This window comes from Micromonospora sp. NPDC005252 (assembly GCF_042872475.1).
GTDB lineage: Bacteria > Actinomycetota > Actinomycetes > Mycobacteriales > Micromonosporaceae > Micromonospora.
Genome location: NZ_JBIAKN010000001.1, coordinates 1 through 23,758, shown reverse-complemented (window position 1 = coordinate 23,758; position 23,758 = coordinate 1). Strand labels below are relative to the sequence as shown.

The 23,758-nt window shown below is 72.8% G+C and carries 15 protein-coding genes and 1 rRNA gene; 5 read left to right on the top strand and 11 right to left on the bottom strand.

Annotated features, from left to right (window positions below; translation table 11 throughout):
• Window positions 1-52 precede the first annotated feature (52 nt).
• A complete protein-coding gene (locus ACFYPH_RS00080) occupies window positions 53-1,723 on the top strand; it encodes a DUF885 domain-containing protein (protein ID WP_387177770.1) in 1,671 nt (556 codons plus the stop codon).
• Window positions 1,724-1,810: 87 nt separating this feature from the next.
• Here the strand turns inward: ACFYPH_RS00080 and ACFYPH_RS00075 are convergent, their stop codons facing one another.
• The 6 genes from ACFYPH_RS00075 to ACFYPH_RS00050 form a co-directional block, all read right to left on the bottom strand.
• Window positions 1,811-3,331, bottom strand: a complete 1,521-nt coding sequence (locus ACFYPH_RS00075; protein WP_387177767.1) for a DUF6114 domain-containing protein — start codon at window positions 3,329-3,331, stop codon at window positions 1,811-1,813.
• Window positions 3,332-3,404: 73 nt separating this feature from the next.
• Window positions 3,405-4,028: a DUF6230 family protein gene (locus ACFYPH_RS00070; RefSeq protein ID WP_363936524.1), complete on the bottom strand. Its 624-nt coding sequence runs from the start codon at window positions 4,026-4,028 to the stop codon at window positions 3,405-3,407.
• A gap of 383 nt (window positions 4,029-4,411) precedes the next feature.
• Entirely contained in the window at window positions 4,412-5,578 is a 1,167-nt protein-coding gene (locus ACFYPH_RS00065; protein ID WP_363936527.1) for a DUF3068 domain-containing protein, read from the bottom strand.
• A 91-nt stretch (window positions 5,579-5,669) separates the two neighbouring features.
• Entirely contained in the window at window positions 5,670-6,467 is a 798-nt protein-coding gene (locus ACFYPH_RS00060; RefSeq protein ID WP_354859333.1) for a class I SAM-dependent methyltransferase, read from the bottom strand.
• Window positions 6,464-10,738, bottom strand: coding sequence for an alpha-(1->3)-arabinofuranosyltransferase family protein (locus ACFYPH_RS00055; RefSeq protein WP_387177764.1), 4,275 nt, complete (start codon window positions 10,736-10,738; stop codon window positions 6,464-6,466). Before ACFYPH_RS00055 ends, ACFYPH_RS00060 begins: the two co-directional genes overlap by 4 nt.
• A complete protein-coding gene (locus ACFYPH_RS00050) occupies window positions 10,735-12,405 on the bottom strand; it encodes a substrate-binding domain-containing protein (protein ID WP_355064818.1) in 1,671 nt (556 codons plus the stop codon). The genes ACFYPH_RS00055 and ACFYPH_RS00050 overlap by 4 nt, the downstream gene beginning before the upstream one ends.
• Before the next feature lie 257 nt (window positions 12,406-12,662).
• On the opposite strand from ACFYPH_RS00050, the gene ACFYPH_RS00045 reads away from it, so the two are divergent.
• Window positions 12,663-13,823: a glycosyltransferase family 4 protein gene (locus ACFYPH_RS00045; RefSeq protein WP_354859328.1), complete on the top strand. Its 1,161-nt coding sequence runs from the start codon at window positions 12,663-12,665 to the stop codon at window positions 13,821-13,823.
• Between the two features lie 57 nt (window positions 13,824-13,880).
• Here the strand turns inward: ACFYPH_RS00045 and ACFYPH_RS00040 are convergent, their stop codons facing one another.
• Together ACFYPH_RS00040 and ACFYPH_RS00035 are read right to left on the bottom strand one after the other, a co-directional pair.
• Complete coding sequence (locus tag ACFYPH_RS00040) at window positions 13,881-14,048, bottom strand: hypothetical protein (RefSeq protein ID WP_158609830.1); 168 nt, start codon at window positions 14,046-14,048, stop codon at window positions 13,881-13,883.
• Window positions 14,045-15,763 carry a hypothetical protein gene (locus ACFYPH_RS00035; protein WP_363936536.1) on the bottom strand — a complete coding sequence of 573 codons (1,719 nt, stop codon included), beginning with the start codon at window positions 15,761-15,763 and terminating at the stop codon, window positions 14,045-14,047. Before ACFYPH_RS00035 ends, ACFYPH_RS00040 begins: the two co-directional genes overlap by 4 nt.
• A gap of 137 nt (window positions 15,764-15,900) precedes the next feature.
• Here ACFYPH_RS00035 and ACFYPH_RS00030 point away from each other — a divergent pair, with 137 nt between their 5' ends.
• The gene (locus ACFYPH_RS00030) at window positions 15,901-18,123 is read left to right on the top strand and encodes a hypothetical protein (RefSeq protein ID WP_387177759.1); all 2,223 of its coding nucleotides are present in this window, start codon (window positions 15,901-15,903) and stop codon (window positions 18,121-18,123) included.
• Window positions 18,124-18,143: 20 nt separating this feature from the next.
• Window positions 18,144-19,406 (top strand): polysaccharide biosynthesis protein, encoded by a 1,263-nt coding sequence (locus ACFYPH_RS00025; RefSeq protein WP_387179269.1) that lies wholly within the window; start codon window positions 18,144-18,146, stop codon window positions 19,404-19,406.
• Window positions 19,407-19,425: 19 nt separating this feature from the next.
• Here ACFYPH_RS00025 and nudC read toward each other — a convergent pair whose 3' ends face one another.
• Window positions 19,426-20,346 (bottom strand): NAD(+) diphosphatase, encoded by a 921-nt coding sequence (nudC, locus tag ACFYPH_RS00020; protein ID WP_387177756.1) that lies wholly within the window; start codon window positions 20,344-20,346, stop codon window positions 19,426-19,428.
• 197 nt (window positions 20,347-20,543) lie between these two features.
• On the opposite strand from nudC, the gene ACFYPH_RS00015 reads away from it, so the two are divergent.
• Entirely contained in the window at window positions 20,544-22,367 is a 1,824-nt protein-coding gene (locus ACFYPH_RS00015; protein ID WP_387177753.1) for a VanW family protein, read from the top strand.
• A gap of 27 nt (window positions 22,368-22,394) precedes the next feature.
• Here the strand turns inward: ACFYPH_RS00015 and ACFYPH_RS00010 are convergent, their stop codons facing one another.
• Both ACFYPH_RS00010 and rrf read right to left on the bottom strand, forming a co-directional pair.
• Window positions 22,395-23,351 (bottom strand): cyclase family protein, encoded by a 957-nt coding sequence (locus ACFYPH_RS00010; RefSeq protein ID WP_387177750.1) that lies wholly within the window; start codon window positions 23,349-23,351, stop codon window positions 22,395-22,397.
• Between the two features lie 172 nt (window positions 23,352-23,523).
• Window positions 23,524-23,640 (bottom strand): 5S ribosomal RNA (gene rrf / locus ACFYPH_RS00005).
• Between the last annotated feature and the right edge of the window lie 118 nt (window positions 23,641-23,758).

Below are 23,758 nucleotides of genomic sequence, written 5' to 3'. Positions count from 1 at the left end.
ACACGACAAACGTCGTCGACATCCAGGCGGGGTGGTCACGTAGTGTCGCACTGTGGGACGAATTGATGAACTCGCCAACCGCTACGTGGCCGAGTGGGCGCCGTTGAGCCCCACCGGCGCGACCTACGTCGGCATCGCCGGCCATGACGACCAGCTCGACGACCTCTCCCCCGACGGTTACCAGGCCAAGGCCGACCTCACCCGCCGCACACTCGCCGAGCTTGAGGTGACCGAGCCGGACACCGAGGCGGAACGCACCGCCAAGGAGGCCATGCAGGAACGGCTCGGCCTCGATCTGGCCCGCTACGAGGCCGGCGAGACGACGAGCGAGATCAGCGTGATCGAGAGCGGGCTGCACGAGGTCCGCATGGTGTTCGACCTGATGCCGACCGCGACGGCCGACGACCAGGCCAACATCGCCGCCCGGCTCAACGGCCTGGCCGGCGCGCTGGAGGGTTACAAGACCACGCTGCGCGAGGCGCTCGCCGACGGGCGGGTCAGCTCGAAGGTGCAGCTCGTCGAGGTGGCCAAGCAGTGCGACACCTGGACCGACCCGACCGGGGACAACTTCTTCCACGGCCTGGTCGAACGACTGGGCGCGGACGGCACGCTCGGCGCCGAACTGCGCCGGGGCGCGGCGGCGGCCACCGCGGCGACCGCCGAGTTCGGCCAGTTCCTGCGGGCCGAGCTGGCCCCGCACGGTCGGGACAAGCAGGCCGCCGGCCGGGAGCGCTACGAACTCGCCTCGCAGTACTTCCTCGGCGCGAAAATCGACCTGGACGAGACGTACGCCTGGGGCTTCGCGGAGCTGGCCCGCCTGGAGGCGGAGATGCGGGTCGTGGCCGGGCGCATCGCCGGCTCGGGCGCGACGGTCGACGAGGCGGTGGCCACGCTGGACGCCGACCCGGCCCGGACCATCCGGGGCAAGGAGGCGTTCCGCGACTGGATGCAGGCGCTCGCCGACAAGGCCATCGCCGAGCTGCACGGCACCCACTTCGACATTCCGGAGCAGGTCCGCCGGATCGAGTGCTGCCTCGCGCCGACCAGCGACGGAGCCATCTACTACACCGGCCCGAGCGAGGACTTCTCCCGGCCGGGTCGGATGTGGTGGGCGGTGCCGCAGGGCATCACCGACTTCTCCACCTGGCGGGAGGTGACGACGGTCTACCACGAGGGCGTGCCCGGTCACCACCTTCAGGTGGCGCAGACCGCCGTCCGGGCCGACCTGCTCAACCGCTGGCAGCGGCTGCTCTGCTGGGTCTCCGGGCACGGCGAGGGTTGGGCGCTCTACTCGGAGCGGCTGATGGACGAGCTGGGTTACCTGGAGGACCCGGGCGACAAGCTGGGCATGCTCGACGGCCAGGCGATGCGCGCCGCCCGGGTGATCGTCGACATCGGCATGCACCTGGAGTTGGAAATCCCGAAGGACAACCCGTTCGGCTTCCACCCGGGCGAGCGGTGGACGCCCGAGCTGGGCTGGGAGTTCATGCGGGCGCACTGCCGGGTGCCGGACGAGAACCTGCGCTTCGAGCTGAACCGCTACCTGGGCTGGCCGGGGCAGGCGCCGTCGTACAAGGTGGGTGAGCGGATCTGGTTGCAGGCCCGCGAGGACGCCAAGGCCCGCAAGGGCGCCGACTTCGACCTGCGGGAGTTCCACCGGCAGGCGTTGGACCTGGGCGCGCTGGGTCTCGACCCGCTGCGTAAGGCGCTGGCACGGCTCTGAGCCCGTCGACGACTCCGGGTGCCGGCGGGCCGACCGCCGGCACCCGTCGCGTCCGCGCCCGGTCCGGTCCGGTCGACCACCCACCACTCAGGCGAGGGTGAGGGCCAGCGCTGGCCTCGCCGTCAGGGTGTTGCTGGTGACGTACGCCAGGTCGATGACGGGGTCGGTGAACGTGATCGGGATGGGTGAGGTGACCGGGAGGCCGTTCGGCAGCGGCAGGTCCGGAGTCAGCGTGATCTTGATGCCGAGCAGGCGGCCGACGAACCGGGTGGCGTAGAAGGCCACGTCTCCGCTGACGGTCAGCCGGTCGGTCGCGTACCGCTGGCTGCGCCCCTGCGGGCCGTCGGCCTGCAGCAGGAAGTCCTCGGTCACGGCCTCCCGCATGCTGAACTTCAGGACCTTGAGGTGCCCCTTCTCGGTGTCCAGTTCGGTGACGCCTTCGAACCGCAGCTCGGTCATCCGGACCGAGGACCCGGTGAGCTTGGACGGTGTCTGCGCCACCCTGGGCAGGGTCGGGTCGTCGGCGATGCGCGGCAGCGGCTTGCCCGGCTCCACGCTGCCGGGTTTCGCCGAACCCGGCGTCGTCGCGCCCGGTCGGCCCGGCCGGCCTGGGGCCGGGCAGGCCGTGGACCCGGGACGGGCCGTCGGTGTGGCGGTCGGCTTGGCCGAGGGCGTGGCGGTCGGGCTTGTCGACGGTGTCGCGGCGTCGCGGCGGTGGCCGCCGGTGAGCAGGTCACCGATCCCGTTCAGGATGTCGGTGACGACGTTGCCATCCCGGTGCGGGCTCGCGCTCGGTGCCGGTGTGGCGGTCGGCGCGCTCGGAGTGGGCGATGGAGTCGCCGGCCGGGTGGGGCAGACGCTCGCGACGGGGAGGGTCGGGGCGGCCTGCACCGGCCGAGGCTGGGCGGCCAGGCCGGCGGTGGCGAGGCCGAGCACCACCAGGGCGACACCGAAGGTACGCGGATCAACGGCACGGCCGGACGCGCCCGCGTCGGGGTCCGCCACAGAGCCGGTCCGGCCGTCGGTCGCGTCGGCCGGGGCGATCCCGGCCGGTGCGGAGTCGGCGCCCGGCTCGGGTCGGTGCTCGTCCGGGTGCTGCGGCGCCTCACCCGTGCCCGCCGGCTCGACGACAGCCGGGTCAGCGACGGTCGGGTCGCTGGCAGACCGCTCGGTGGCGGTCGGCTCGGTAGCGGCCGGGTCAGGGGCGGCGGACGCCGGTCGGGTCGGCGTCCAGGCGAAGGCGAGCGCGCTGCCGACGATGCCGAGCAGCAGGCCGACGAAGAAGCCGCCGAGGTTGAGCCCGATGAGCGCGTAGACCGCCGTGACCGCCGCGACGATCGAGTAGAACAGCCGCTGCGCCGGAGTGAACCAGAGCAGCAGGCCACAGGTCACCAGGATGACCGGGATCAGCAGCGAGAGCAGCCCGGTGGCTCCGCTGTGGAAGCTCAGGCCGTTGATGGTCATCCGGGTGGAGGCGAACATCTCCACCCCGGCCAGGATGGTGAAAAGGCCGCCCCAGAACGGCCGGCTCCGTCGCCAGCGGCGGAACCTCCGCCACGCCTGGGCCGCGTTGCTCGGCCGGACATGGGACGGGTTGGCGGTTGTCACGTACTCCTCCTGGCGGAGCGGGGACGGGGATGGGCGGGCCCGCGGCGGTGAGTCGCCGCGGGCCAGGCTCAGCTCAGAAGCACTCCTTGCCCTTGGCGTCGTCGCCCACGTTGACCTTGAGCCGCAGGCCGACCAGGTTGAACGTTGCCGCGGTCGTGTACCGGGACACCTGCTGCAGGTTGGTGATGGTGACGTGGTCGGCGTTCTGGCCGAACGAACCCTCCTGCGCCGTCGGGTTCAGGTCGGTGGCATCCCGACCAATCTGGATCTTGGTGAACGTCGCGTTGCCGTCGAGCGAGTCCATCGCGATCAGCAGGTCCTCGGCGTGGGCGGGCTGCTTGCCCTCGCCCGCGTTGATGGTGAGCACCACGTCCGTACCGGGCAGGTCGGCGCGGACGGACTGGCAGAGGTTGTACAGGTCGGCGCTCCTGATCTCGGAGAGCGCGATGGGATGCACCTGCCCGTCCTTGCCGTCCTTGCTCTTCTCCTTGACGATGCCGCCGTACTGCTTGAAGCCGTCGCCCTCCAGGCGGTCGGCACCGATCTTGAACGTCTGCCCGGAGACCGTGATGTCGGACGCGATCGCGCCGGTCGACATGCCGAAGAGGATGGCGCCGGCAGCCGCCGTGGCGGGCACCATCATGGCGGCGAAGCGCCGCCACCGGGTACGACCCTGATTGTCTAACCGATTCTGCACGGGTTCCTCCTCGGGTGGATGTGCGCGGCGGCCGTTCGCGGCGGCGGCCCACGCCGGGCCCGTCATCTATTACCGGCGGGTAACGATCGAGCCTGATCGTGCACCCGTTGCGGCGCGGCTCACAACCCCCTGATTACCGGGCGGTAACACACTGCCGCCCACGCGGTGTCGCGCCGTCACGAAATGTGGAGACCATCGACCACAGAGGAGTTTCAAAAGGGCATAAACCAGGTGATCATTCCCGGCAGAGCAACGGAGAGTGACAGCCGCATAGACCGATTACAATCTGGTAACGGATGTAAAGTGCGCAGGTCGCGGGACATGACGAAGGGGTGGACCGCAGTGCGGCCCACCCCTTCGTCATACGTCCGGTCGTACGCGCGTCAGCGCTGCTCCACCCCGCCCGGCGTCGAGCGCTGGGACGGGACCGTCGGATCCTCGGACTTCCAGTTCGTCGTTGCCGGCGGGATCTCGTCGGTCAGCGGACCGCCCTCCCGCTCGCGCTCGTCGTCCCGCACCGCCGGCTGGTCGACCCGGGTCGGCGTCGGGTCACCCGTGGGCATCGGGTCGGCCCGGTGACGCGCATCGGTCGCCGGCGCGGTCCCGCCCCGGCGGGCCACCAGCAGACCGACGACGATCAGCACCAGACCCAGCACCGCCACGCCGATCGGGGCGTAGACGCCGAGGATGGTGAGCTGGCCACGGCTCTCGTTGGCCCGCTTCACCGACGCCTCGATGGTGGCGTCGTTGTAGGTGAAGTCGGCCTTGAGCAGCGAGATCGGGGTGCCGACATCCGGCACCAGGGCCTTACTCTGCACCTCACGCACCTTGACGTACGACCCGGTGACCGGGTCGACCCAGAGCGTCCGGGTGTTGCTGTAGGTCATCCTGCCCTGGGTCGCACCGGGGGCGAGGGCACCCAGCAGCAGGGCCATCCGGTCGGAGGCCAGGTTCAGCTGCTGGTCGGTGATCACCTGCTCGAACCGGTACGCCTCGAGCCCGTTGACGTCCTCCGTGCCCTTGAACTCGGCCGGCAGCGCCTTCCGCAGATCGCGGTCGAAGACGTCGTAGCTCCGCTTCTCGGTGTTGAACGGGAACTTGTAGACCTGGCCGGCGAACGTCACCTTCTCCCGGGTGCCGGTGTCGTCGAGGTACTGACCGTCCCAGTTCACCGCCGCGCCGGAGACCCGGTCCAGCGCCAGCGTGGCGCCGTACGCGTTCACCAGCTCTTTGGTGTCCGTCCGGTCGACGGTCTGACCGACCGTCCAGACCACCGTGTCGCCCTTGAGGTCGCCACTGAGCTTGGCGGTCTGCTCGCGGTTCGGTGTGACCAGGACGGTGGACTTGAGATCGCCCTGGTGGATCGCGATGGCGCCGTTGGCGATCTGAAGGAAAGTGGCACCCTTCGCCTCGGCGACGGACGTCGACGCCTCCAGATCGTAGGGCAGCTTGGTCATCGCGGGCTTGACGACGAACACCAATCCGGCGGCCAACGCCAGGAGCAGTACGCCGCCACCGAACAGCACGGCACCTATGGCGCGGTGCTTCATGTTTCCTCCCTGGAGGAGCTAATTTCGCCGCTATCGATCAGTGATGTGGCCGCGAGGTTACTACCTGGTCACATTGCAACGCGACCCCCGGTCAGCTCTGTTTTTCCGCCGCGCCGCCCGGTTCCTGACCGGTTCGCCGCAGGACGAGCACGAAGTTCCAGGACACGACCTCGCGTACGCCGGGCACTCGGACCACCCAGCGGGCCCACCACGGGTGGTAACGCGGCAGCGCGTCCAGCACCTCGACGTCACCGCTGCCGCGCGCCCAGCGCAGGGCGTCCGAGATGGTGACCGGAAAGAGTGTCTCGCGGTAGCGGTTCTTCGGCGGCCGGCCCATCCTCCGCTGGTAACGCCGGCGGGCCCGGTCGCCGCCGAGGTAGTGCCAGGGTGCCGTCTCGTGCCCGCCCCACGGCGACAGCCACGGGGTGAACGACACGAAGAGCACACCACCCGGCCGGGTCACCCGGGCCATCTCGTCAAGCATCCGGCTCGGCGCGGAGACATGTTCCAGCACGTTCGAGGAGAACGTCACGTCCACACTGGCGGACCGGACCGGCAGGGCGGTGCCGCTGCCCCGCAGCATGCCGGCGACCGAGTCCCCGGCGGCGGAGAAGTCGCCGACGTCCGGGTCGAGGCCCACGTACCGGGCACCGGCGGCGCGGAAGGCGGAGGCGAAGTACCCCGGCCCGCCTCCGACGTCCAGCACGGTCCGCCCGGCGAGCGCGGTGTAGCCCGCCACCTGACGTACCGAATCCCCGGCCAGCAGACCGTAGAAGTGGTCCGGGTCGGTCTGCTCGACCAGGAACGCCCGAAACAGCGTCACCGAGCGGCCCAGTGTGGCGAACCGCCGGTACGCCCCCCGGTCAGCCACCCCGTCTGCTGTGGTCATCGCGCCATCGTCCCGTCCTCGTCCTGGTCCCTGGTCCGTGGTTCCGGCCGCGCCGGGCCCACAGTCGTCCGCTGCGGGGGCGGGTCCGTCGCCGGCTCGTCCCCGCCCGCCGCCGTTCGCGCGGCCGGTGTGCCGGGTGCCGGGATCACCGCCGCGGTGACCGCACCGATCGCGACAAGCATCGCCGCCTGCACCCACGGGCCGTACGCCCACTCCTGCCCGTGGCCCTGCAACCGGCCCGCCACCGCGGTCACCGTGGCGACCGCCAGGCCGCCGAGCACCACCACCGGCAACGCCCGGATGGCGAGCTGCCGCAGCAGCATCGCGGCCAGCACGATCGCCACCGGCAGCACCCCGCCCAGGGCGGCGAGCAGCACCACCAGCAGGACGCCGATCGCCCACGCCGGGCCTTCGGCCGGAATCGTTCGGTCCACCCCGGCGCGGCGGCGGACCGGCCACGCGGCCAGCAGGAACACCACGAGCGCGGAGAACGCACCCGCCGCCAGAGCGCCCCGGTACGTCCGGTCCGGCGCGAAGACCAGCCGGACGTCGGCGGCGTCGCCGGCGGGTAGCACCCACGCCTGTTGCCAGCCGTCCACCCGGGTCGTGGCCAGCTTCTGACCAGCGAGGGTGGCCGTCCAGCCGGCGTTGGCGTTCTCCGGCACCACCAGCAGCGCCGCGCCACCGGCGGCCACGCGGACCCGCCGGTCGGTCGGGTCCCAGTCGAGCACTGTCACCTCGCGGTGCCGGGCCGCCGGCACCGCCGCCTCCGGACGCAGGGTGGCGTCCTGCACCACGAAACCGGCCGACGGTACGGTCGCCAGCTGGTGGCCTCCCGCCGGGAGGTCCACCACCGCTCCCGTGGTGCCGCAGATCGTGACCGGCGCCGGCCGGCCAGCCAGCACGTCGGCGAGGGTGGAGGCCACCGAGGTCTCGTAGCGGTAGCCGTCCAGTTCGATGGCCGGTCCGGTGCCGCATTTCTCGGTGATCCGGGTGCCGCCGGACAGCGGGCGGGGCAGGTCGTCCAGCGCCGGGATCTCCACCTCGGCGATGCCGGCGGTGGCGGTCCAGCCGTTACCGCGCCGGTCGGCGACCCGCGCGGCGGTTTCCCGGACCACGATCTCGATCCGGTCCGTCCGGACAGCCGGGAAGCGGACCGTCCCGTCCGCGGCGACCGGCAGCACCCGGCTGCGGCCCGGGGTCCGCACCTCGACCTGGGTGGGCAGCGAGCCGACCGGCAGCTCCGCGGGCCGTAGCCGCACCTCGGCGAGGCGTCGTTGCCCGGGCCACCGCAACCGCAGCGTGGGGCGGAGGTCGCCGGTGTCGGCCAGCCAGGCCGTCCCCGAGTCGCCGTCGACGGCCGCGTAGCCGGCGACGGCCGGGTCGCCGGTCAGGTACGAGGAGACGGTGGCCACCACCGGTACGCCGGTCAGGGTGAGCTGACCGGCCGGTCGGGGCACGGCGGTGAGCGCCAATCGGTAGTTGCCCGCTGTGGTGCTGCGGAACACCCGGTCGACGCCGAGCGGTTCCTCGCCGGCACGCGCAAGGAAGCGGTCGCACCGCACCACCGAGCCGGCCGGTCGGAGTCCGGTGTCGCCCGCCGACCCGGCGCCCGCCGCGTCCCAACCGGTGCCGGGAGCGACTGCCGGGAAACAGGCGGACCGGTCGGCCGGGCCTCGACTGAACGACCAGGCGACCGGCCCGTGGAAGCCCTTGGGCAGGTCGTTCGGCGCCTGGAGGGCGCGGCGGGCGGTGGTGCCGGGAATGGTGAGTTCCCGGATGCCGACCCCGCCGTCGCGTCGTTCCCCGGCGACGCCCAAAACCGTGACCCGTACGCGGCTGGTGGATCCGGGCAGCGTGTAGTACGAGTGCCCACCCAGCGTGTCGGCCACCTCGTGGTCCACCGAGCCCCGGTCGGTGGTGATCCGGAACCGGGTCACCGGCCAGCCCACCCCGAGGTCGTCGACGAACGCCAACGACACGGTGTCCACCGCGCGCGGGGTGTCCAGGTCCACCTGGAGCCACTGGCCGACCGGCCCGGCCAGCGGCGCGGAGTGCCACGCGGTGGCGTACTCGCCGTCCACGGCGGCGAACGGCAGGTGCGACGGGTCGGCGGGGGCGAGGTTGTCCACGAAGCTGGTCGCGGTGCTCGCGCTGACCTCCCGCACCCCCTGGTAGGTGGCGACGGTCTGGTGCCGCTTGCCGGGGAACGGCAGCAGGTCAAGGGCCACCCGACCCTGCCGGCCGGCTTCCGTGGCGGTCAGCGTCTGGCTGACGTTGTCCCGCACCCGGCCGATGTCACGCTCCCGGCGGCGCAGCCCGTCGGTGACGATCCACCGCTCGTCCCCCACCTCGACGCGGTCCCCGGCCAGCACCACCGGCCGGTCTCGTTCCACCAGCCCCTGTTCCAGCAGGGGCAGCAGGGACTCCGGACCGCCGCTGACCGTCGGCACATCGTCGGTGAGCACCGCCGAGGCGGCCGGTACCGGGCGCTGCACCTCGTACACCTCGATGGCCGGCACCGGCCCGGCGTCGTCGTCCACCGGGCTGCCCGGCGTGCGACCGGCAGCGGTCGTGCTCCCGAAGGTCGCCACCCGTGCGAGGCCCGGCGAGTCGGTCAGCGCACGGCGCAGCACCGCGACCGGCGGAGCGTCCACCTGGCTCCGGTCGATGTCGTTGCGCAGCAGCACGTGCCGGAAGCCGGCACGGGCCAGGAAGTCGGCCAGCCCGGCCGACCCCCGACCACCGGCCAGGACGGTCTCGACCGTGTCCATCACCCGCGTGTTGCCGGCCGAGCCGAGCGGGATCTGGTTCCGCACCGCCCAGGGTGCTCCGGCCAGCGCCTGGAGCGGCTCGTCGACAGTGCGCCCCCACTCGTACTGGCCGAAGCCGGACCCGGGCACCATCAACGTCCGGGCCAGCGCGTCCCGGTCGGCCAGCCAGGTGGCCGCGGACCGCCAGTGCGGCGGCAGGTCCGACCAGCCCGGCCCGGGTCGCAGCTGCCCCAGCCAGGCCGGCGCGGCGGCGCCCAGGACCAGCAGCAGCACCGGTACGAGCGCCAACGGTCGCAGCCGGATGCCGGGCCGGCGTCGGGCGGCGGCGTTGTGCAGCCGGGTGACCACCGCGTCCACGCCGTGCGCGAAGCCGAGCATCAGCGGCAGGCGCAGCACCGGGTCGAGTTTGTGCACGTTGCGGAACGGGGCCAGCGGGCCGTCCAGCAACTCCCGGACCGGCCCCGAGAGCGGGCTGTCCAGGCTGCCGACGTAGCCCATGGTGAGCAGGGTCAGCCCGGCCAGGAAGCCGAGCACCAGGAAACGCCGTTCCGGCAGGAGGTTGCCGGCCAACCCGGCCAGCCCGATCAACGCGACCAGCGCGGTCAGCGCCATCAGCACGGGGTGGTCGATCAGCAGCCAGCCCGCCGGCCACCACGGATCCCCCTGGACGATGTACGCCACCCACTGGTTGGTGCCCCGGACGGCCTGGAAGAGCGAGGCCACCCCGGTGGTCGTGGTGGACGACTCGATGTAGTCCAGGAACGGCAGGCTGTACTCGCCGAGCAGCAGCAGCGGCACGATCCACCACAGGCACACCGCGACGACACCGAGGCACCACCAGCCGACCAGGCGCAGGTGGGCCCGGTCCCAGCGACGGGTCAGCAGCCAGATCCCGGGCAGCAGCAGGGCCAGCACGACCACTGCCGCGTTGATCCCACCCATGCCGAGCACGGCCAGCGCGGAGAGCGCCGCGGCCCGACGTGGCGAGCCGATCCGGCGGGCCTGCACGAGCGGCAGCAGCACCCACGGCAGCAGCGCCGCGGCCAGCGTCTCCGAGGACAGGGCGCCGATCTCGGTGAGCATCCGGGGTGCGAGCGCGTAGCCGAGCGCGGCCGCGTACCGGGTCGGTTCGGTGCCGATGTTCAACGCCCGGGCCAGCCGGAGCAGCCCGTAGAACGCCACCGCCAGCAGGAGCGCGGTCCAGGCCCGCTGCGTGATCCACGCTGGCACACCCAGCAGCTGCCCGCCGGCGAAGAACGGCCCCATCGGAAAGAGGTAGCCGTACGCCTGGTTCTGCAGCTCGCCGGAGGTCGCCTCCGGGTTCCACAGGTGCAGCGCGCGGTTCAGGAAGTGGATCGGGTTCGCGGCCAGGTCGAGCTTGGTGTCGAAGGTGACCTGGCCGGGCCGCTGCCCGAAGGCGATCGCGACGAGCAGCAGCAGCGACAGCGGGGTCCAGGGCGCCCCGCGTACCAGCCGGCGGACGTGCGGTCGGCTCATCGGCGGCAGTCCGGCGGCAGGCAGCTCAGGTCGGCGAGCGCGGAGAAGAAGATCTGCCGGATGCCGCTGGGCTGCTCGGTACGGAACACCCGGCCGCCGGTGACCTTGACGATCGCGTTCAGCTCGTCCGGGTCGACGTCCCGACCCAGCCCGATGAAGATGATCGGTAACGGCCGGCGGGGGTCCTGCAACCGGGTCAGCTCGGCCAGGAACTTCGCCCGGCCGATGCTGTCCTCGTCCTCGTTCCGCCCGTCGGTCATGACCAGCACCAGGTTGATCCGGCCGGGCGTCCAGTGCTGCCGGGCGTCCTGATACGCGGCCAACGTCGCGTCGTACAGCCCGGTGCCCCCGCCGGTCTTGACCCGGACGGCGGCCAACCGGTCGGCGAGCCGGGCACGCTGGGCGCGCAGCGGGGCGACGGGCAGGATCTCCCGGTAGTCCCGGTCCCCGTCCACCTTCGTGGAGAAGACCCAGATACCCAGCTCGCTGTTGTCCAACAGCAGACCGGCTCCCTCGCGGGCGGCCTTCACGGTCGCCGCGAGCCGGGTCTCGCCGGTGCCGGGCACCGGGGCTGCCATCGAGCCGGAGACGTCGATGACGGTGAGGATTCGCGCGCTGCGCTGCACGCCGCTCCAGCCGTTCAGCACCTCGGTGACCGTCTCCTCGGCGGGCAACGGCACCGGTCGGCGCTCCTCGGCCCGCAGTCGACCGTCGTCGGGAATTGCCGGAGGGAAGCCGGACGCCGTCCGGAAGCCGAACCCGAGCAGCGTGTCCCGGGACTCGACAGTGAGCAGGTTGGTCAGGAAGCCCGCGGCCGCATCCCGGACGTGACCACGCGCGGCGGGCAGCACCACGTACGGCAGGTCCAGCGACGGCACGCCGATCTCCGGGTACGCGGCGACCAACCTGTTCGAGCCGGCCAGCGCGTTGTGGTCGAGCACGGCCTGCTCGCTGGCCGCGACCGCCTGGGCCCTGTTGGCCAGCCCGCCCCCAGGCGCCAGGACGCCCCCGCCCTCGCCGGCGGAGAACGTCTCGCCCGCGAGCCGGCGCAGCACGGCCGCCATCGCGGCAGCCGGTTGCCGCTCACCGGCGACCAGCGCGCGTACCCCGAGCAGCGCGGCGACCCCGGACGGGTCGGCGGCCGGGTCCGGCACTCCCACCGGAGTCGGACGGGCCTTCGGTCCGATCAGCGACGCCCAGGTCACCGGCTTCGCCGGCCACCCCAGCCGGCGCGCGGTCGGCTCGGTCACCGCGAGCACCACCGGGGTGCTCGCCACCGAGGTGCCCTCGCCAGGCACCTCGAAGGCCCCGCCAGCCCGGGCCCGGCGCAGCCAGAACGTGGATTCCGGCAGCCAGGCGTCGGCGACGTCCACCGCGTTGGCCAGGTCCCCGGCCACGGTGGCGGACTCCCGGGCCTGCACGTCGATCGACACGCACGGCTGCCGACCGACGCTTGCCCGCACGATCCGGTCGAGGGCCGGAGCGATCACCGGCGCGGCGGCCACCCGCAGCCGAACCCGCTCGGCGCACTCCGGCACGCCCCGGTCCGCTCGCACGTAGGCCACGGCGGCCCAGCCGGTCAACAGCAGCACCAGGGCTGCGCTGAGCAGCACCACCGGGGAGCGACGGAAGAGGGAGCGCACCGGCGCGAGTCCGTCGCGCAGCACCGCCGGCCACCTCCTCGTCACGTACCGGCGCGTCCGTGCGCAGGTCGGAATCCATCGCGGCGGTCGGGCGGCGCCACCTGGACGCCGGCCGCCGCACGCGGTTGCGTTGCACACCCTGCCAAGGTTTTCCGTCGCCGGCAAACCCCGATCGACGAGCGGTTATCCGAGTTTCGCTGCCGGTGCGACCCATTGCGCCCACCGGCCGGGCAGCCCTAGGGTGGCGCGATCGTGCTCACTTACTCATCGGTAGGAGCAGCGTGGACCCCTCCGTCGCCCCCACACGCCACGTCCTGTTCCTCAACTGGCGCGACACCACCAACCCGGAAGGTGGTGGCTCCGAGGTCTACCTCGAGCGGATCGCCGCCGAACTGGTCGCCATGGGCCACCGGGTGACCCTGCTCTGCGCCGCGCACGGCAACGCCGGTCCGGCGGAGACCACCGCCGAGGGCGTCCGCGTGCTGCGCCGCGGTTCCCGGCACACCGTGTACGCCCGCGCCGCGCTTACCTGTCTCGCCGGCCGGTTCGGCTTCGGCCCGCTCGGCCGGCGCGGCCTGGGCCGGCCCGACCTGGTGATCGACGTCTGCAATGGGGTGCCGTTCTTCGCGCCGCTGTACGCCGGCCGCCCGGTGATCGCGCTGGTGCACCACGTGCACCGGGAGCAGTGGCCGGTCGTCTTCGGCCCGTGGATGGCCCGGCTGGGCTGGTGGATCGAGTCGTGGTTGGCCGTCCGGCTCTACCGCCGCTGCCGGTACGTCACCGTCTCGGAGGCCAGCCGGGCGGAGCTGGCCGCACTGGGGGTGGCCGCCGAGCGGATCGACGTGGTGCCCAACGGCACGCCCCCGGTGACCGGCCCACCGTTGCCGCGCACCCCACACCCGTCGCTGCTGGTGCTCGGCCGTCTGGTCCCGCACAAGCGGGTGGAGATCGCATTGCGCGCCGTCGCCGAACTGATCGGCGAGCTGCCCGACCTGGAGCTGGTGGTGGCGGGCCAGGGTTGGTGGGAGCAGCCGCTGCGGGAGCTGTGTGACTCGCTCGGCATCGCCGACCGCGTCCGGTTCACCGGCTTCATCAGCGAGGAGGAGAAGCACGCCGTACTCTCCTCGGCCTGGGTGGCGCTCACCCCGTCGATCAAGGAGGGGTGGGGGCTCACCATCGTCGAGGCCGCCGCGCGCAGCACCCCGACGGTGGCCTTCCGCTACGCCGGCGGGGTCGCCGAGGCGATGGTCGACACCGAAACCGGCCTGCTCGTCGACGACGAAGCCGAGTTCACCGACCAGGTGCGCGAACTGCTGGCCGACGACGTGCGGCGCAAGGCGATGGGGGAGGCGGCGCTGCACCACGCGTCCCGCTTCACCTGGACGGCGACCGGGGCCCGCTTCGCCCAACTGGTGACCCAAGCGACCGGCCGGGCCGACTGACTCCGAGCACCACGAAAAGGGCACCCGCGACCAGCGGGCGCCCTTTCGTCGTCTGACTTAGCGCGTGCCGTACAGCGGAGGCTCTGCGCCCTGCTCACCATTGACGTTCGTGGTGGCAGCCTCCTTGGCGGACGGGCTGAGCACATTCGCCAGACCGACGCTACCGAGCAGGCCGAGCACGACCCCGAGCACCCCGACGGCAACGAATGCGGGCAGGTTCCTCATCCACCTTCTCCTTCCGCGGGACTCGCGTGCCGGGACGCTACCACGCGGTAGCGTGCGCGCGCAGTGCCCGAAAAACCGATGGCCAGCACCACCGTTCCGGCCAGCAGATGGGCGAGCCCGACCGGTCCGGGCCGGGTTGGCGCGGGCGGTGGAGACCAGCGCGGGTTCTCGTACAGGGTCAGCTCTGGCCCATCGTGGACGATCCGCAGCCCGACCAGGGACGTCGGCGGCGGCGCCGGCCCCGCCGCCCGCTGCACCAGCACCCAGCGCGGGCCGGCCGCCGACACCGGCGTCCCGGCGGCGAGGAGTTCCCGCACCCGCGCGGCGCGCGGATCCTCGCCGGCCACCGCCAGCCCACCAACGCGCAGCGTGTCGTCGATCAGTACCGGCACGCCGAGGTACCGGGGCGCCGGGTCGATCACCACTTGGCCGCGGTTCCACCCGTAGCGCTGGTACTCCTGGAGCGGCAGGGAGATCACCTCACCGGGCCGCTGCTCGACCAGCCGCGCCACCGCGGTCCAGTCCGCCGGCCAGGCCACCGGTCGGAGCCGACCCGCAGCGCCGAACGCCAGGTCGGGCAGGAGCGCCACCGGCAGCAGCGCGGCACCGACCAGCAGCACCCGACCGGTGGCCGGGTCGAACCGGGCGGCGAGCCGGTCGGCGAGGCGTTCCGCGCCGAGCGCCCCGGCCACCGCCAGGGCCAACGCGTACGGGATGAGCAGCTTCTGACCGTCCCGGATCAGACCCGCGCCGGGCAGCGTCGCGACCAGCCAGCCGAGCAGATCCGCGCCGCCGGGCAGCGCACCGAGCGCCGCCACCAGCCACGAACCTGCCGCGAGCAGGCCGAGGCGGCCGGCCACCGGAGCGGGCCAGCGCCGGAACAGCAGCGGTACGCCGTACCCGGCGACGGCCAGCACCAGCACGGTGACCAGGGGCACCAGCAGCGCACCCCGGGAGGCTGGCGTGGTCTGCCCGTTCCAGATGCCACCGGTGCCGGCGAGCGCCACCAGCGGCCCCGCCCAGTTCTCCGCCCGGGCCGCGAACGCCAGCACACCGGCCGGGTCCGACCTGCCGCTGCCGGTACTCACGAAACCGGCCACCAGCCACGGCGCGTTGAGCAGCACCGTCGCGCCCAGCGCGGTCGAAACCGCCCGGGCCGCTCCCGGATACCGTCCGGGCAGCAGCACCGCGATCGCCACCAGCGCGATCACTCCGCCACTCGGGGTGATCGCCGATGCCGCCGCGGCGAGCAGCAGCCGCGGCAGCGCGCCGGGCCGGCCGGTCCGTACCCCGATCGCCGCCCGGACCAGCCACGGCAGCGCGGCGTACGCGACCAGCAGTCCCCACTGGCCGACGAGCAGCCGCTCGGCCAGGTACGGCGTCCAGGCGTACCCGAGGGCGGCCACCACCCGGACCGCGACCCGGTCGGTCGGCACCAGCCGGGCCGCGCCGAGCGCCGCGAGGTAGATGATCGCCACCAGCACCAACCGTTGCAGCAACCAGCCCGGCACGAGCTGGTTGGCCAGCGCCACCACGGCGTCCTGCGGGACGGCCCGGGGCAGCGCCGAGGCCGGGGCGATCACCTCCCAGCTCAACGCCTGCCGGGGCACGAAGACCATGTCGTAGCGGAGCACGTAACCGGGGAGCAGCAGCGGCGTCAGGACCACCGCCGTGACGGCGGCGGCGACGCCGTGCGGCACCATCCGTTCGCGCATCCTGACGACCCCACCCCGATCCGGCCCGACCACCCGTCGCGCTGGTGGCGGCCACTGTACGCGGACCACCCGGCGGCCCCCGAACCATCCGTTGACCTGATGGGGCGGCCCGTCATCCGTGTGGCAGTCTTCCCGCCATGGCATTGACCGGATCCGAGGTGGGCGCGGCGCGTGGCGAAACCGGCGGGGCCGGTGGACGGGTACGCACCGATCCGATCCGGCCCCTCGCCGTCACGATGATCGTGGTCAGCGTGCTGTGGCGGGCCCAGATCGCCTCCCGCGGTTACCTGGCGGCCGACGACTACGTGCTGGTCACGCAGTCCAGCGAATCGGCCCTCACCCCGGGCTTCCTGCTCACCCTCTACAACAACCACTTCATGCCGGGCGGCCGACTGCTCACCTGGCTGGTGACCGACGCCTTCGGGCTCACCTACTGGCCGTACGTGCTGTTGATGGCGGCCGGTCAGGCGGTGCTCTCCGTCGCGTTCTACCGGCTGCTGCGCGACCTGCTGCGACCGAGCAGGCTGCTGCTCGTCCCGCTCGGGATGTTCCTGTTCAGCCCGCTGACGCTGGAGGCGACTTCGTGGTGGGCGGTCGGGGCGAACATGCTGCCGATGCAGTTGAGCATGGTGCTCGCCGTCGGCGCCCAGCTCAGGTACGTCCGCACCCGCCGCAAGCGGCACCTGCTGTCGCTGGCTCTCGCCGTACTGCTGGGTCTGCTCTTCTTCGAGAAGGCACTGCTGGTCGTACCGCTGGTCTTCCTCTTCACCGTCTGCTTCCTCACCGACGGCGGGCCGGTCCGCTCGGTGCTGACGACGCTGCGTCGCTGGTGGCCGTCCTGGCTGGTGCTGACCGCGCTGGTCGGCGCGTTCGCCGCGGTCTACCTGCAGCGCGCCGAGTCGTCCGTGCGCCGGCCGGAGTCGGTGGGTGAGGTGCTGTCCTTCTTCACCCAACTGTTCGGTTCCACGCTCGTGCCGGGTCTGCTGGGCGGGCCCTGGGGCTGGCTCGGCGCGGGGGACGGGTCGCCGGTGGTCGCGCCGCCCGACCTCGGCCGCTGGATCTCCTGGGCGGTCTTCGCCGCGCTGATCGTACTGACGGTGAAGCGGGACCGCAGGGCCACCCGCGCCTGGGTCCTGCTCGGCGGCTACCTGATCATCGCCACGACGCTGCTGGCGGCCACCCGGCTCGGCTCCGTGTTCAGCGGCGTCGCCGGCGGGGTGCCCCGCTACGTCAGCGACGCCGTGGTGGTCGCCGCCATCTGTGTCGGTGTCGCTCTCGTCGGGGTTGCCCGACCGACGCCGACCGACGGCGAACCGACCGACGGCGAGGCGTCCCCGCCCGCCGGGGCTCCCGCACCGTCCGCTGACGCGGAGCCGGCCGCCGCACCGAGCGCGGCAGAGCCCAACGTGCCGCGCTCGGAGCCGTCGCCGGCCGCACCGCGCTCCGGCGTCGCGGCTTACTCGTCCCGGGCCGGTGTGATCCACGCCGAGGCCCCGGACGACCCGTACCACGGGCCGGCCGCCGAGCCGAGGACCGAGCCGGATCCCGAGTTCGATCCGGAGCCGGCAGCCGAGGCCCCGGCGACGGCGCGGCCCTCCGCGGAGCGCGAGCCGGACGTCCCGGCGTCGTCCGCGGCCGGCGGACGGGAGCGGCGGCCTTCGACACCAGTGCCGCCGGACTGGCTGGGGCCGGTGCCCGAGCGGTACCGCGAGGTCGTGACGGCTGGTCTGGCGCTCCTGCTGGTGGCGGCGATGTTCGGCACGGTCTGGACCACGTCGCGCTACGGCGACGAGTGGGCGAAGAAGTACGGCCGGTCCTACCTCGACACGGCCCGGATCGAGCTGGCCAGCGCCCCGCCCGGCACCGTCTTCTTCGACGCGCCGCTCCCGAGCGAGGTGTTGTCGAATCTGTCCTGGCCGTACAACTATCAGTCCCGGTTCTTCGCCGCCGCCGGCTCCCGCCCGGAGTTCGTGGAGGACACGGAGAACGCCTCGATACTCGACGGGCTGGGGCGGGTCCAGGTGGCCATCATCCAGGGCAGCAACGTCGTGCCCGGCCCGCAGGAGGGCTGCGGCTACCTGGTGCAAGCCGGTCAGACCGTCCGGATACCGCTGGACAAGCCACGGCACCACTGGGACTGGGTCGTCCGCATCGGGTACCTCAGCTCGGCCGATGGCACTGCGGTGCTGCGCTTCGGGCAGGGCAGCCACACGTTCCCGGTCAAGAGGGGCCTGAACCAGCGCTTCTTCGAGATCACCGGCGGTGACGGCGCGGTGGAGCTGACGGTGACCGGCGGGCCGGACCTGACGCTCTGCACGAACGAGATCAGCGTCGGCGACGTGGTACCGAAGCCCGAGTGACCACCGAGGAACCCCGGCTGGTGGCGGACCCGGCCCAGCCCGGTGCGGCGAAGCGCCCCGCCCGCGACACAGGGGTCGTGCGGCTCGGTGTCGCCGGAGCGGCGGTCACCGCCGCCACCATGCTGACCAACGGGTTGGCCTACCTGGTTCCGATGCTCGGTGCCCGCCAGCTGACCGCCTCCGACCTGGGTGCGCTGGCCACGGTGCTGGCACTCGGCGCCATCGCGGCGGTGCCCGGGTTCGGCCTGCAGATCGCGGTGGCGGCCCATCGCGCCCGGTCGGGGCCCAGCGGGACGACACGACTGGCGCTGCGCACCGCCGCCTTCACCGCCGGGATGACCCTCGTCGCGGCACCGGTACTCACGGTGGCGCTCCGGCTCCCGGTCGCGCTGACCCTGCTGCTCGCCCCGACCACCTTCGCCACCGTGCTGGCCGGTCGCTGGCTCGGCGAGCTCCAGGGTGACCAGCGGTTCCTGCGGCTCTCGGGCGCGATGACCGGGCTCGCCGCCGGGCGTTACGGCGGTCTCATCGTCGGGCTCGCCCTCGGCTGGGGACCGGTCGGCTCCCTGCTGCTCGGGACGCTGGCCGGCTTCGTCGTCCTCCCGCTGCTGGCCCGGCTCGCCGCGCCCGCCGCCCCCAGCGGTCCGGCCCTCGGCGTCCCCGGACCCGGGGTGGCACCAACCCTCGCCGACGACCGCGACCGCACCCTGAGCGGCCGGCAGGTGCTGACGGCGTGCGGTGCCACCCTCGCGATGCTGGTCATCTCGTACGCCGACCTGCTCCTCGCCCGCCAACTCCTGCCGGCCAGCGGCTCCGGCGGCTACGCGGTCGGCGCGGTCCTCACCAAGGGCGCGCTCTGGGCGCCGCAGGTGGTCACCCTGCTGGTGCTGCCGCGGCTGGCCTCGGGCGACCGGCGGGCCCGGGCGCTCGCGCTGGGGCTGATCGTGGCCTGCGGTGCGGTGCTGGTGGCCGCCGCAGCGGTCGCCGGTGAGCTGGCCTTCCGGCTGGTGGGCGGGGCGGACTACCTGCACCTGGCCGGCGAGGCCCCGCTCTTCGCCGCCACCGGCGCCCTCTACGCGGTGGTGTTCATGCTGGTCAACGAAAGAGTGGCGACCGGTGCCCGCTGGCCGGCCGCGCCGCTCTGGGTGGCCACCGCCGGCCTGGTCGGTGCGGCCCTGCTGGTGGCGCCGCGCACGGTCGAGGGCGTACTGAGCTGCGCGCTGGTCACCGCCGCGCTGACCGCAGCCGTGCTGGTCTGGCTGGCCCGCCCCGCGCGTGGCTGACCCCTGGGCGCTGCCCGGGTCAGTCGCCCGCTGCCAACCAGGTGCTCAGCAACTGGTGATCGATCGAGTCGACCCGGCCGAGTGGACGACCGGCGGCGACCCGCTCGCGCAGCTCCGCCCGGCTGAACCAGCGCGCCTCCAACAGCTCCACGCCGTCCACCCGCACCTCCTCGGACGCGACGCGGGCCCGGAAGCCCACCATCAGCCCGGCGGGGAACGGCCACGCCTGCGACCCCTGGTACGCCAGGTCCGTCACGGTGACACCGGCCTCCTCGGCCATCTCCCGCCGGACCGCGTCCTCCAGGCTCTCGCCCACCTCGACGAAGCCGGCCAGCGTCGAGTACGCGTCCGCCGCCGCGCCCGCGTGCCGGGCCAGCAGGCAGCGCTCCGGCGAGCCGGGCGCCTCGACCAGCACGATGATCGCCGGTTCGATCCGGGGGAACAGCAGCCGACCGCACTCCGCGCCGGAACAGGTCCGCACATGCCCGCCACCGCCGGCGACGGCCGCCGCGCCGCAGGTGCCGCAGTACCGCTGCTGCCGGTGCCAGTGCAGCAACCCCCGGGCGTACGCCTGGACCGCCGCGGCAGCCGGGTCGAGCCGCCCGACCAGGGCCCGTACGTCGACCGCCCGCGTCGCGCCCGCCATCTCGACGGCGGCGGGCTCGCTGAGCCCGGAGAGGTCCACGGCGAACACCGCGACGTCCCCGTCGAGCCCCAGGAAGACGGTCTCGGCGGCAGCCGACCGGACGAGGGACGCGCGGTCGCCCGTCAACCGGACCGGCCCGACCCCGTCGACCAGGCAGCGGTCCCGCCACAGCGGCAGCACCACGGTCGTCGGGTCGGTCAGCAGCGCGTCCAGTCGAGCGGCGTCGGTACGCAGCGCGCCCGCCCGCTCCAGCCAACCGCCGCCGTACGCCAACACCCGCTCCGCAGCGTCCACCCCGCCACCGTGCCACGGCGGCGACCCGGCGTCGGCACCGACCCCGGCCCTGGCTCGCCCCCGGCCCACGCGACACGCCGAACGACACGCGGTGCCAGCGCAGAGCGGGCGCAGCCCGCGCGGACGGCCGAGCATTGGTTACCGTGGTGTCCTCCGGGAGGGGGGACCTCCCCTGGCACCTGGCGATCGAGGTTGCAGTGACGCTGTACGGCGATAAACGTCCACCCACCGACGACCGACCCACCGTGCAGGTCACCGCGGTCACCTGGCCGGACGACGGGCCGGATCCGGTCACGCCGCCCACGGCCACCGGCGAGCCGGGCAACGGTGGACGCCGTCCCCGCCGGGTGCGGATGCTGCTCGCGGCCGGCGTCACCGGCACCGTCCTCGCCGCCGTGGCGGGCGCCGGCGCCTGGGCGTACGCCGGGGACGTGCCCCGGGGCACCAGCGTGCTCGGCGCCGAGCTGGGCGGTCGGAGCCGCAGCGCCGCCGACCGGGAGTTGCGGGCTGAGCTGGACCGGCGGGCGGCGGCCCTCGCCGCGCCACTGCGGGTCACGGTCGGGGAGCGCACCGCCGAGATCAACCCCGTTGAGGTCGGGCTGAGCGTCGACGTGACGGCCAGCGTGGCCGCGGCGGCCGAGGCCGACGCGCACCCGGTCAGTCGGCTGGTCGGCTCCCGAACCGTCGACCCGGTGGTCACCATCGACGCCGACCGGCTGGACGCGGCCCTGCGCAAGGTGCTCGGCGACCAGGTCCGCCCGATGACGATGCCGGCCATCACCTACCAGGGCACCACCCCCAAGGTCGTACGCCCCAAGCCGAGCCTGGCGTTCGACCCGCAGCGCTCCGCCGACGCCGTCCGCACCGGGTGGCTGGCCGGCACCCCGGTCGCCGTGCCGCTCGTGGAGAGTCAGCCGGCGACCACCGCCGAGGAGCTGGACCGGTTGGTCGCCGAGCTGGCCAAGCCGGCGGTCGCCGCGCCGGTCACCCTGCGCACCGACAAGGGCTCCGTGCAGGTGCCACCGGCGGCCATCGCGAAGAGCCTCCGATTCACCGCCGACAAGGCCGGCAAGCTCACCCCGGCGGTCGACGTCAAGCGGCTGCGCGCAGCCCTCGGCGACGACCTGCTCGCGATCGAGGTGCCCCCGAAGGACGCGTCGATGACCATCTCCGGCGGCCGACCCAAGGTCACCGACGGTCGGGCCGGCCAGCAGCTCGACACCGCAGCCCTAGGTCGTGACCTGTTGGCCGTGCTGCCGAGGTCCGACGGACGCGAGGTGACCGGCGAGCTGAAGGCGACACCGCCGGAGCTGACCGCGGAGAAGCTGGCCGGTCTGGGCATCAAGGAGCGGGTGTCCACCTTCACCACGCGGTTCACCGGTGGCATGGCGTCGTCGCGCAGCCAGAACATCGCCACCATCGCCAAGGAGGTGGACGGCACGGTCGTACTGCCGGGCAAGACGTTCTCCCTGAACGGGCACACCGGCGAACGTGGCTACGCGCAGGGCTACCGGGACGCGCCGGTCATCCTGGACGGCAAGCTGGTGCCGGGCGTCGGCGGTGGCACCTCGCAGTTCACCACCACCCTGTTCAACGCCACCTACTACGCGGGCCTGGAGGACGTCGAGCACAAGCCGCACTCGTACTGGTTCGACAGGTACCCGGCCGTCATCGAGTCGACCATCTTCTGGCCGAGCCTGGACTTCAAGTTCCGCAACAACACCGAGTACGGCCTGCTCATCGACACCTCGTACACGTCGAGTTCGGTGACCGTCTCGATCTGGAGCACGAAGATCTACGACAGCGTGAAGACCGAGTACGGCCCTCGGCGCGACATCACCACCCCGAAGGTCATCCACCTCGAACCCGGCCCGTCGTGCATTCCGAGCAACGGCATCAACGGTTTCGCCCAGGACGCCTTCCGGGTCATCAAGAAGGGCGGCGTGGTCGTCAAGCGGGAGAAGTTCACCTGGCGCTACGACGCGGAGCCCCGCTACGTCTGCGGCCCCAAGCCCTCCTGAGCCTCCACGGCCGCCCTCACGCCGTGGTCAGAAGGTGGCGATCGGGTTGACCGGGCTGCCGGACGTGCCGGCGAAGCGGACCGGCGCGACGGCGAGCTGGAAGTCCCACTGGCCCAGCTCGGCGGCCGTTGTCGCGCACGCCTCCAGGTCGCAGTTGTCGAGCAGCCACAGACCCATCGCGACGAGGCTCACGGCGTGCACCGGCATCAACACGTCGTCGTACCCCGACGGCTGTACGTCCTGCGGAGTGTCGGCGCCGATCAGCGCGACCTGCCGTTCGTGCAGCCACGGCAGGCAGGACGCGTGCCAGCCGGCCTGCGTGAAACCGCTGGCCACACCGGATTCGTGCCGGAAGCGGCCGTAGCCGGTGCGCAGAAGCACTGCATCGCCGGGTCGCACCCGGACGCCCTGGCGGTGCTCGGCCTCCTCCAGATCCTCGGGAAAGACACCCTGGCCCGGCTCCAACCACGGCACACCGCGGGCCCCCGCGACGTCCAGCAGCACACCACGGGTGACGATGCCGTTCGCCGCGGCCGTGACGGCCGCCCACGCCGATCCCGTCGCGGCGTCGACCAACGAGTGCGAGCGGCCGTTGTACATCGTGCCGTCCCAGAAGAGGTGGCACGGCGAGTCGATGTGGGTGATGGCGTTGCCGTGGAACGTCATGCCGAGCCGCTCGGACGAGAAACCCCATCGCCGATCGGCGTGGAAGGCGGCCACCCGCATGTTCTCCGCACCCGGCATGTCGGCGGCGCACGGGCACGACATCGTCGACCGCTCCATCTCCTCCGGTACGGCGACCTCCCACGCGCAGGACACGCTCCGGCCGTGGCGCACGGCCCGCGCCGCCGCCAGCCGAACGCCGTCGGTGATGTGGTTCAGGGTGCCGAGCTCGTCGTCGTCACCCCACCGTCCCCAGTTCGACAGCGTGTCGAAGTATCCGAGCACGTCGTCCTGAGTGGGCATCGGTCGCTCTGGGGTCATCCCCGCATCGACTCCTCCGGTCACGCGGTCTGATCCTTCGCCAGGAGGTCATCCACAGGAACGAGCCTAGGCCAGGTATCGGTCACCGGCATCGGGCGCCTAGCCGGGGAGACGCAGAAGCGAAAACGCAGAAAAGGCCACCCCGGTTAGGGGTGGCCTTTTCTGGAAGATTGTCCGGCGGTGTCCTACTCTCCCACACCCTCACGAGTGCAGTACCATCGGCGCTGGAGGGCTTAGCTTCCGGGTTCGGAATGTGACCGGGCGTTTCCCCTCCGCCATGACCGCCGTAACTCTATGAACATATCAAACAACCCCGGCAACAGTTCACGGGTGTTCGCTTGTTCAGAGTTGCACAGTGGACGCGTAGCAGCTTAGTAGTCAAGTCCTCGGCCTATTAGTACCGGTCA